The organism is Nitrospirota bacterium (assembly GCA_035516965.1).
Taxonomy (GTDB): domain Bacteria; phylum Nitrospirota; class UBA9217; order UBA9217; family UBA9217; genus MHEA01.
In genome coordinates this window covers 1-10,282 of sequence record DATIZR010000039.1, presented here as the reverse complement: position 1 = coordinate 10,282, position 10,282 = coordinate 1, and the positions used below count along the sequence as shown (strand labels likewise).

The window sequence follows — 10,282 nt, the reverse complement described above, 5'->3', positions numbered from 1 at the left end:
TACAGGTGTTCGCCGTCGATGTAACTTTCTATGGTGTCCGATACCTTGTAGAACCTGTCAAGAACACCCGTTGAGGTGGCACGGGAAATGAGATGGAACACCATCCTGCCGTCTGATCTTTGTTCCTCACGCACTTCCATGACCGCGATACCCGCACGGATAATATTCGACCAGCTGATCTCATAGGTTAGTTTTTCTCCGGCCTGAAACGGTAAGGCAACGGGTGCAGGCGTCGTGCGATTTTTGCCTGGATCCGCGAATGCTGACGGCGAGAAAATCAGGAACGCCATAAACAGCCAGGCAGGTAACGATTGCGTCAGCATGAAAATGCTCTGATTATTAAATAAAATAGGATCACAGCGTCAAATTCTCAGCGCTTATAATAGGTGAAACCCTTTCTTTTGTAAAGACAATTCTTCTAAAAGCCTCCCTTTCATCTTGCGATCAGCTGCCGTTTATATTATGATGAGAAAATGAAGTTCCGTTCCCGCGAGTTCAGTAATATCCTGATCAACAAGCCCGGCGCCATCGGCGATCTGGTTCAGCTCACGCCGGTCGTTCGTGCTCTCAAGGAGAGATACCCGTCCGCCCGGATATCCCTGATGGTCGGTTCTGAGACGACTGCCGGTCTCTTCCGGAATAACCCCCGTGTTGCAGAAACGATCGTTTTCGAGAGAAAAGGGAGGCACCGTTCTTTCCGCTCGCTGATCCGACTCTGGCGGTCTGTTCGTGCCAAACATTACGATCTGGTGGTCAATTTTCAGAGGAGCAACCTGAAGACATGGTTCCTGGCAAGCGCCGCTCTTCCCTGCCGGGTGTTAGTATACCATAAGTCGAATTCCGAAACCGTTCATGCCGTTGTCAATTACCTTGACACCCTGGCGCCGCTTGGCATCGAAGCCTCCGACCTGGATCTCGAGCTGACACCAGGACCCGATGACCGGGCCTTTGCCGAATCCGTTCTAGGGACACGTGTCAACCAACAGCCCCCGGTCGTCGCCCTGAACCCCGGCGCCAGCCATCACGTCAACCGATGGCCTCCTGAACGATTCGCCGCGCTCGCGGACGGGCTTCAGCAGGAGCTTTCGGCCCGGGTGCTGATCATCGGCGGCGGCGGGGATGTCCCTCTGGCAGAAGAGATCGTCTCGCGATGCGCTGCAAAGCCGCTGATGCTTGCAGGGAAGATCGATCTGCTTCAACTGGCAGCGATCCTGGAACGCTGCGATGTCCTGGTCAGCGGTGATACCGGGCCCCTGCATCTTGCGACCGCGGTCGGGACCCGCGTGGTCGCCCTTTTCGGAGCTGCCGATCCGGCCCGCACGGGCCCCGTCGGCAGCGGTCATATCGTCCTGCAGCCTGCAACCGTTTCCTGTGTTCCGTGCAGAAGCCGCACCTGCAGCAATGCGCGGCATCTGGAATGCATGGAAGCCATTTCCGTTGCGGATGTCTTCGGTGCCGTCATCAAGGTGTTGGAACAGAGATGACAGGCGGATCACCAGGGTCATGATATGATGTATATCATGGCCTGACCCAATGTCTTAGGAGTATTCTAGGACCAAAGGAAACCACAGTGCACTCAATACCGCTTCCCGGAAAGGGGTGATCTTTCTATGGCTGTACCGAAAGTTGATACCGACACCTGCATCGGGTGCGGGCTCTGCTCGGAACTCTGCCCGAAAGTGTTTGAGCTCAGAGACGACAAGGCCTGGGTGGTTAATCCCGGCGCCTGCAGCACTTGCGACTGCCAGCAGGCAGTTGACAGTTGCCCGGTTACGGCGATTTCCCTCGAATGAGGGTCGCGAACACCTGACACACGCTTACCGTCTTTCCTATCTTTGTTCCTTAATCCTGAATCCTGCGCCCGGCAGACCATGCGGCGCAGGACATTTTTCTTGACAAAACGGCCTGTTCCTATATTATTCCCCTGCAATCGCGATCAAGGCCGCTGTGGCGGAATTGGCAGACGCAAGGGACTTAAAATCCCTCGACGGGCGACTGTCGTGCCGGTTCGATCCCGGCCAGCGGCACCAGATGATAGAACGGTCTGGAATCGTCTACTGGCTGCCTCGGGTTGCTATCAACATGGACCGGACCAGGAGGCATGCGGGAAAAGGTCACTCCATGCATCGGGGGAGCGCCCGAGGGGGCTGGTCTACTCGGGCAACGAAGCGCGTTAGATCCCGGTAACCGACACCAGAAAGATGCATTTCTACGCCCTCGGTGGGGTGTTCAATCCTTTTTACAGCCATCTCTAGACGTTACTTCCCAACAAACCCTTGACATTAGGGCATCAATATCCGATAATATCGCTCTTCCTGAATCCCGTTCGCATCCTTTTTCCCCGGTCCCGGAAGCTGGAGCCATTATTTACCGTGCTGTAAACGAGGAGCATCCTTTGCCGCCGGAATACCTTGAATTTGAAAAACCCATAGCCGATCTTGAGAAGAAGATAGAGGAGCTGACGCTCTTTACCTCGAACGGCAACATTGACCTCGAAGAAGAGATCCTCAAGCTCCATAAAAAAGCTGATCAACTTCGCGCCGAGATCTATTCCCGCCTGAGCCCCTGGCAGAAGGCCCAGATATCCCGCCATCCGAACCGTCCCTATACGCTTGATTACATCGAAGCCATGCTGACGGATTTTACGGAGATGCACGGCGACCGGGGGTTTGCCGATGATGCCGCTATCGTCGGCGGCATGGCCCGCCTGAACGGGATGCCGGTCGTCGTGATCGGGCATCAGAAGGGACGGACGACAAAAGAGAAAATCATTCGGAATTTCGGCATGCCCAACCCGGAAGGTTACCGGAAAGCCCTCCGCTTGATGGAATTCGCCGAAAAATTCCGGAAGCCTCTGATCACCTTCATCGACACTCCCGGCGCCTACCCGGGGATAGGCGCCGAGGAGCGCGGACAGGGGGAATCGATCGCGCGGAGCCTCCACGTCATGTCGCGCCTCAAGATCCCGATCGTGGCAACGGTCATCGGCGAGGGCGGGAGCGGCGGCGCGCTTGCCCTGGGGGTTGCGGACCGCGTGCTGATGCTCGAGCACGCCACCTATTCCGTTATTTCACCCGAAGGGTGCGCTGCCATTCTCTGGAACAACGGCGCCAAGGCCAGCGAGGCTGCCGAACTCCTCAAGATCACGGCTCAGGACCTGTTCCAGATGAAGGTAATCGACGAGATGGTGGAAGAACCGATCGGGGGAGCCCATCGGGACCCGAGAAGGGTTGCGGAACTGCTGCAAGAGGCGATCTTCAGGAACCTGTCCGAGATCAGGAACCTGCCATCCGATGAACTGATCAGGCTTCGGTACGATAAGTTCAGGAACCTGGGGACGTTCGATCAGATCTGAGGGCTTCCTCCTAGGCAATTTCCTGTTTCAGACGCTCGACCGCCTTCTTCAGGGCGATCATTGCCTCTCGAAGGTCCGCATAGGGAGACAAGAGAAGCAGCAGGCAGTATTCCCCGCCCACGGGCGCGATCAGTTCATTCCCCGCATCGAGTGAGAACAGTACCGCATCCACGTTCCCCATCCCGAGCCGGTTGCTGATGTCCTTGATATGGTCGAGATGGATTTCCTTCCAGGCTCCCAGAAGTCTGACATCGATGCTCCCATCACCTGCGTGCGCGATTGACTCCCCTTCGTTGTCCAGAAACACCGTCGCTTTCGCTCCCGGCGCGGCTGCGAGGAGATCGGTCAGTATCTCATTCATCAACAAGCCCTCCACAACCATGAGCATCTGATGGGATCAATGAAAGATCCAGAACAGCAGCACGGTCACGCCCGCACCGAGTGCAGCGCCCGCCACGACCTCCAGGGGCCGGTGTATGCCCGAAGACCATCTGCTCCAGCTGACCATCACGGCCAGCAGAAAGATTAACACGGCGACGGGCAAGGATCGCGTCAGATAGACGGCGGCCGCCCATACGGAAAAGGAAACAGCGGCATGTCCGCTTGGCATTCCGCCCCGGAGGGGTTCCCCTTTCCCGAGGAACGCCTTCACGATAACGACGATAATCACCACGACGGTCACGGCCACGAACGCCACGACGTCGTCCTGGGCCTTTCGGATGTGCCAAGCCCCCTTGCTGATCGTATCTTTCAATGCGGGGTAGAGTATGAGATAGGCGAGCGTGAGAGCACCGATCGATGCGATCAGCACGACGCCGGCACCGATGTCCTTCGCGATCTTCGCCCGGGGATGGTATGCTTCTGAGATCATGTCCACGGTCACCTCGATGGCGGTGTTCAGCATTTCCGTCACGAGAACGAGGACGATCGCCATGCAGAGCAGGATGAACTCGAGCCGGGAGATATTCAAGACAAGGCTGAGAATGAGGGCGGTAAGAGCGGCGAACAGATGATACTGCATGTGCCGCTGGGTCTTGACGGCATAAATAATCCCGTCGATCGCGACGTTGGCCTTTGCGGTCAATGATTTCGGCTTCATGAGAAGAACCTCTCCAGCAGTTCCCGCTCGCGGCGCAGCATCCGGCGGGCCTCACGTTCGCCGAGTTCATGGTCGTAGCCCAGGAGATGGAGCAGGCCATGGACGAGAAGGATTTCGATTTCCCGGCCGACTGCATGTCCCGCTGCCCTGGCCTGCCTTGCGGCGGCGGGAACCGAGATGACGATATCGCCGAGGAAATGCGGCTGAATTTGCCGGTGCTCCCCTTCCCGGAACGAGAAGGACAGAACATCGGTGGCACTGTCTTTGCCCCGGTACCGGCGGTTGAGCGTGCGCATGGCGCGGTCACCGATGAAGAGAACGCTCACTTCAGCGTCAGGAAGGCCGATGCTCCTCAACAGCTTCTCGAGCTTTTTCTCGAGAAACGCCTGCGCCAGCCTTTGCCTCCTCTGATTGTTTCTTATCCCGATGTTCACCGCGCTTTTTCTCTCCCTCGAACTCCATGCCGGGGTAATCGATCCGGTGGTGAAAAATCCCCGTGAGAATCAGATTGAAGCTCCGCGCAATATACCTGAGATCGTTGAGCGTGAGATCGCACCAGCTGAGCTGATCGTCGAGAAATATGCGGTTGATCACGCTGTTCGTCAGTGCCTGGATCCTGGGGGGCGTGGGATCATCGAGGGTCCGCGAGGCCGCTTCCACGTTATCGGCCAGCATCACGATGGCTGCAATCTTCGTTCGGGGTCGCGGACCCGGGTAGCGGTAGTCGCCCTCGGCAACGGCAATGAGCGGCTGGAGCTCCTTTGCCTTTTGATAGAAGTAGGTGATGAGCGATGTGCCGTGATGCTGCTGAATAATATCGACGACCGTGGAAGGCAGCCGGTGTTCGCGTGCGACCTCGACGCCGTCTTTCACGTGTGAGGCAATGATCAGGCTGCTCATGGAAGGCATCAGCCGGTCGTGCTTGTTCTCCGATACGCGCTGGTTCTCGATGAAGTACTCGGGTTTCCGTATCTTGCCCACGTCATGATAATAAGCACCGACCCGGGCCAGGAGCGGGTTCTCACCGATGGATTCTGCGGCGGCCTCCGCAAGATTGCCGATCACGATGCTGTGATGATAGGTCCCCGGACTCTTATAGACCAGTTCCTTCAGCAGTGGCTGGTTCGGCTCCAGCAGTTCCAGCAGTTTGATGTCCGTGGTAATATCGAAAAGCGTTTCGAAGAACGGCAGTGTCACCGACACGACCATGGCGACGATGAGCCCCCCGAGAAATCCGGCGCCCGCATCGTACAGGCCCCGTGATAACAGTTCCCCCCGGTAGAGGTCGATGCCGGTGATTGCGGCGATGTTGATCAGCCCGGTCAGGGCGCCCGCCCTGAGCAGAGCAGTTCTTTTCTTGCAGTGGATCACGCTGAGCGCTGCCACGATACTGCCGAGGAAATAATAGACCGGGATGAACGGGTCGCCCGGGAACAGCAGGCCGATCAGGACGCTCACGACAAAGGAGAATCCCAGCGCGAGATGGAAGTCGAAAAGAAGGCAGACGAGCATAGATCCCGCGGATACGGGCAGGACAAACCCGATCGTGCTGAGGTCGAGAAGAAGTTTGTCGGCAATGTGCGTGAGCAGGGATTTGGTCAACTGGGACAGGATCACGGTAGCGAAAAGGAGAAACGCCAAGAGAAACATCTTTCTCGCGTCCGCGATGAGAGGAGCGCGGTAGCGCTTGATGTCCCGGTAAAAGAGGTAGAAGAGGAGCAGGATAAGCAGCGTAAGGCCAAGATAGGCATAACGCCTGTCTCCGATCCCCTCCCGGCGGGCGATCTCTTCGAGCACCCGGGCGGCCCTTTCCGTGACGCGGTGCCCGGCCTCTACGATGACCTCCCCCTTGACCACCCTGCTTGATACGATCGTCCGGTCGGGACCTTCATACTCGATATCCAGGGAATAAGGAGCGAGGATGTCCCGGCTGGAGATCTCACCCTTCGCGAGGAGCGGAAAGCGCGGGAGCAGAACGAAGGCCAGCAGCAGGGCCGTTACGAGCCCCACTCCCAGATTGAACGCCTTGATCCCGCGAGGAATGCGCGAGGTCAACCCGGTTTTCTCCCAGTCCAGGGTCTGGGTCTTCGGGAAAAGCTTCAAGAGGGCATCATTCTTTTTCATGCTTCCCCTCATACTTCTCGTAGGCTTTGATGATCTTCTGCACGAGCTTGTGGCGTACCACGTCCCGGTTCGTGAAATACACGAACTCGATGCCTTCAATCCCTTCCAGGATGTTCCGGACTTCGACGAGTCCTGAACCCTTCCCGCTCGGAAGGTCGATCTGGGTGATGTCTCCGGTGATGACGGTCTTTGAATTAAAACCCAGTCTCGTGAGGAACATCTTCATCTGATCCGTGGTCGTATTCTGCGCCTCGTCCAGGATGATGAAGGAGTCGTTCAGGGTGCGGCCCCGCATAAAGGCAAGGGGTGCTATCTCGATGTCGCCTCGCTCCACAAGCTTGTTCGCCTTTTCCGTCTCGATCATATCATACAAAGCATCGTGGAGCGGGCGCAAATAGGGGTTGACCTTTTCGTACAGGTCCCCCGGCAGGAAGCCGAGCTTTTCCCCTGCCTCCACGGCAGGCCGGACCAGGATGATCCGGCTCACCTCGCGCCGGAGCAGCGCGGACACGGCCGTGGCCATCGCAAGATAGGTCTTGCCAGTGCCGGCCGGACCGATGGCGAACACGACGTCGTACTGGCGGATGGCCTCAACATATTTACGCTGGGTTTCATTCTTCAGCGCGACGGCACGTTTTCTGCTCGAGACGGGGATCGTTTTTTGAAAGAGGTCCTTGAGTACGGCGGAAGGGTCGGCTGTTGATGCCTGGATAGCAGTGTTCACTTCATCCTTCTGAGTTATAACGCCCTGGGCCAGCATGTCGGCAAGCTGTTTGAGCAACCGTTCGACCCGAGCGACTGACTTTTCCTCGCCCTCGATCTGTATCCTGTTCCCTCTCGCGTTCAGGATCACCCCGTAGTTGTTCTCAATGAGCCTGAGGTTCTTGTCCAAGTCTCCGAAGAGGCTGGGCAAGGTCAGATCGTTTTCTATGGTCACCGTGACCAGTGATTTTTTCATATGCTGCTGAAGCTTCATAGGCTATGCAACTATGCTATCACGGCGAACGGGCAAAGTCAATTTTACTTTTAAAAATCAATCCCTTTTCTTGCCGTGATGCCACTCTCGTAAGGGTGTTTTAAGGAGCGCATCTCCGTTACCAGATCCGCGATTGCTATCAGGTCAGGGTGTGCGTCTCGGCCGGTCAGTACCACATGGAGCCTGGTCGGTTTGCTCCTGATCAGGTCAAGGACATCGCCGATCTCGACCAGCCCCAGGGAAACCGCAGTGTTGATCTCGTCAAGGATGATCAGATCCCATCCGCCGGAATGTATCCGCTGCCTGGCGGCCGCCAGTGCCTCCGCCGCAGCCATCTTGTGGTCGGCCAGGGGCAGCGTGCTCCCGCAGCAGTTGACAAAACCCTTTCCCAACGAGACAAACTCGAATTCGGGCGCCAGCCGCTCGGCTGCCCGTGATTCGCCGGTCGGCGACCCGGACTTGATAAATTGAACGAGCGATACGTACATCCTGTGGCCGCTGGCGCGGAGCGCCATGCCGAGTGCGGCGCTCGTCTTGCCCTTGCCGTCCCCGGTAAAAACGATGACCAGTCCCTTTTCATGGGTCATGTTCGCCTGCTCCCTGATAAACAACGACGGTGCTGCATACGATGCCTGGAAAATGCACGGTGCAGAAATGAATGTTGAATCATAACATTGTCGGTGCGAAAACACAAGCAGCGCGGTCCAGACTACGAGTGTCGGCCATCCCTGCGGAACCAGGCAACGCGTGCTTTACTTTTTGCTCACCCCCAGCGTATAATGCATCCCGATGAAGAATGAGAGATCGCTCCTGCTCTATCTTTTCCTGACCCTCTCAGCATTGCTGATCGGCGGCTCCATTGGCTATGTGATATTCTCGGCCTGGGACCTGCCTGAAGTCCAGACGCTCGAAGAATACCGGCCGAGCATTACCTCCCGGGTCTATTCGGGGAACAACAAACTACTCGCCGAGTTTTTCATCGAAAACCGGACGACCGTCAGCCTGGACAATATACCCGAGGCCCTGATCAAGGCGCTCATCGCCACTGAGGATGCCAGGTTTTACAGCCATCACGGCATTGATTTCCGGGGCATCGCCCGGGCATTCTACCGCAATGTGCGGGCGAAAAAAGTGCTGGAAGGCGGGAGCTCGCTTACCCAGCAACTTGCCAAGGTGCTCTTTCTTACCCCCGAGCGAAGCTATACCAGGAAACTCAAGGAAATGGCTCTCGCCCTCCGGATCGAACAACGTTACACGAAGCCCGAGATCCTGTCCTTTTATCTGAACCAGATATACTTCGGCAGCGGCGCCTACGGCGCCGAGGCCGCCGCGCGCATCTATTTCAACAAACAGGCCAGGGACCTGAACCTCGCCGAGTGCGCTCTCCTGGCAGGCCTTCCCCGCTCCCCCAAGCACTACTCGCCCTTCAAGTCGCCGCAGAGTGCTCGCGCACGGCGGGCCTACGTACTGAACCGCATGGCAGCCATGCAGATCATTACGCAAGAGCAGGCGGAAACCGCGAAACAGGCCCCCCTGCCCGTCCAGCCGGCCCTGCCGTCGAGCTCCGCCTCGTATTTCGTGGAATATGTGCGCCAGAAAGTGGAGGACCGCTTCGGATCGAGCATCCTCTATTCCGGGGGGCTGAACATCTTCACCACGATCAATGACGAGATGCAGGCCTATGCCGAACAGGCCGTCCGCGACGGACTTGATCGGATCGAGGCTCGGCGGCCGAAAAAAAATTCGCCACCCACGCCGCTCCAGGCGGCGGTCATCGTTCTCGAGCCGTCGTCCGGCCATATCCTGGCCATGGTGGGCGGCCGGGATTATTCCCAGAGCCAGTTCAACCGGGCGTGGCAGGCGCTTCGGCAGCCGGGATCGGCCTTCAAGCCGCTCATCTATGCCGCGGCACTGGACAGCGGCTTCAGTGCGGCGGACATCCTGAACGATACTCCACTCACAATAAGAGTGGACCGGAACAAGAACTGGTCCCCCGAAAATTTTACCCGCACGTACCAGGGGCCCGTCACGATCAGGAAGGCGCTGGCCCAGTCGCTGAACGTGCCCACCATACGGCTGCTCGAGAAGATCGGCGTGCAGCAGTCCATTCACTACGCGAGAGAATTCGGCATAAAAAGCCGGCTCAATCCCTATCTGTCTCTCGCGCTCGGAAGTTCGGATGTGACGCTCTTCGAGCTCGCATCGTCCTATGCCGTGTTCGCGAACCATGGAGTACGTCTCGGTCCTGTCTCCATTCAGACGATCGCCGACAGCAGCGGCAGGGTCATCTACGCGAATGACGCCATGCCGTTGCAGGTCATCAGGCCGGAAATCGCCTACCTGATCACGAATCTGCTGAAAGGCGTTATCGAGCGGGGTACGGGATGGAAGGCCGCGGAGATAAACAGGCCGGCGGCGGGCAAGACGGGGACGACCAACGACTACCGCGACGCCTGGTTCATCGGATACACCCCGGACCTGCTTGCGGGCGTATGGGTCGGATATGACGACCACAGGACAATAGGCCCGAAAGAAACGGGCGCGCGGGCGGCCCTGCCGATCTGGCTCGGCTTCATGAAGAGGGCTCTTACGGGCCGGGAGCCCGAGGAATTCCCGGTGCCGGATGGCATCGTATTCAGGGAGATCGACCCCCGGTCAGGTCTCCTGAACACGGCGAACTGCAATCCATCGCTGCGAGAGGCGTTTCTGGCCGGCACCGAACCAAAGC

The 10,282-nt window shown here is 57.7% G+C and carries 11 protein-coding genes and 1 tRNA gene; 5 read left to right on the top strand and 7 right to left on the bottom strand.

What is annotated here, in order from left to right; genetic code table 11:
- Positions 1–323, bottom strand: a 323-nt coding sequence (locus VL197_04570) for a DUF3108 domain-containing protein (protein HUJ17246.1), incomplete at its 3' end; no start/stop codon positions are given.
- Positions 324–473: 150 nt separating this feature from the next.
- Here VL197_04570 and VL197_04565 point away from each other — a divergent pair.
- The 4 genes from VL197_04565 (at position 474) to VL197_04550 (ending at position 3,355) form a co-directional block, all read left to right on the top strand.
- Positions 474–1,484 (top strand): glycosyltransferase family 9 protein, encoded by a 1,011-nt coding sequence (locus VL197_04565; GenBank protein ID HUJ17245.1) that lies wholly within the window; start codon positions 474–476, stop codon positions 1,482–1,484.
- 126 nt (positions 1,485–1,610) lie between these two features.
- Positions 1,611–1,793, top strand: coding sequence for a ferredoxin (locus tag VL197_04560; GenBank protein HUJ17244.1), 183 nt, complete (start codon positions 1,611–1,613; stop codon positions 1,791–1,793).
- Positions 1,794–1,941: 148 nt separating this feature from the next.
- A tRNA-Leu gene (locus tag VL197_04555) sits at positions 1,942–2,030 on the top strand.
- Positions 2,031–2,395: 365 nt separating this feature from the next.
- Entirely contained in the window at positions 2,396–3,355 is a 960-nt protein-coding gene (locus VL197_04550) for an acetyl-CoA carboxylase carboxyltransferase subunit alpha (protein ID HUJ17243.1), read from the top strand.
- A 10-nt stretch (positions 3,356–3,365) separates the two neighbouring features.
- On the opposite strand, the gene VL197_04545 is transcribed toward VL197_04550, so the two are convergent.
- The 6 genes from VL197_04545 to cobO all read right to left on the bottom strand — a co-directional run bounded on the left by VL197_04545 (position 3,366) and on the right by cobO (position 8,141).
- A complete protein-coding gene (locus VL197_04545; GenBank protein ID HUJ17242.1) occupies positions 3,366–3,716 on the bottom strand; it encodes a hypothetical protein in 351 nt (116 codons plus the stop codon).
- Between the two features lie 36 nt (positions 3,717–3,752).
- Positions 3,753–4,454, bottom strand: coding sequence for a diacylglycerol kinase (locus VL197_04540; protein ID HUJ17241.1), 702 nt, complete (start codon positions 4,452–4,454; stop codon positions 3,753–3,755).
- The gene (gene ybeY, locus VL197_04535) at positions 4,451–4,888 is read right to left on the bottom strand and encodes an rRNA maturation RNase YbeY (protein ID HUJ17240.1); all 438 of its coding nucleotides are present in this window, start codon (positions 4,886–4,888) and stop codon (positions 4,451–4,453) included. Before ybeY ends, VL197_04540 begins: the two co-directional genes overlap by 4 nt.
- Positions 4,788–6,578, bottom strand: a complete 1,791-nt coding sequence (locus VL197_04530; protein HUJ17239.1) for an HDIG domain-containing protein — start codon at positions 6,576–6,578, stop codon at positions 4,788–4,790. Before VL197_04530 ends, ybeY begins: the two co-directional genes overlap by 101 nt.
- Positions 6,565–7,536, bottom strand: a complete 972-nt coding sequence (locus VL197_04525; protein HUJ17238.1) for a PhoH family protein — start codon at positions 7,534–7,536, stop codon at positions 6,565–6,567. Before VL197_04525 ends, VL197_04530 begins: the two co-directional genes overlap by 14 nt.
- A gap of 68 nt (positions 7,537–7,604) precedes the next feature.
- Positions 7,605–8,141, bottom strand: a complete 537-nt coding sequence (cobO, locus tag VL197_04520) for a cob(I)yrinic acid a,c-diamide adenosyltransferase (protein HUJ17237.1) — start codon at positions 8,139–8,141, stop codon at positions 7,605–7,607.
- Positions 8,142–8,343: 202 nt separating this feature from the next.
- Between cobO and VL197_04515 the strand changes: the two genes are divergently transcribed.
- Positions 8,344–10,282 (top strand): PBP1A family penicillin-binding protein (locus VL197_04515; GenBank protein ID HUJ17236.1); only part of this gene is annotated, 1,939 nt, incomplete at its 3' end.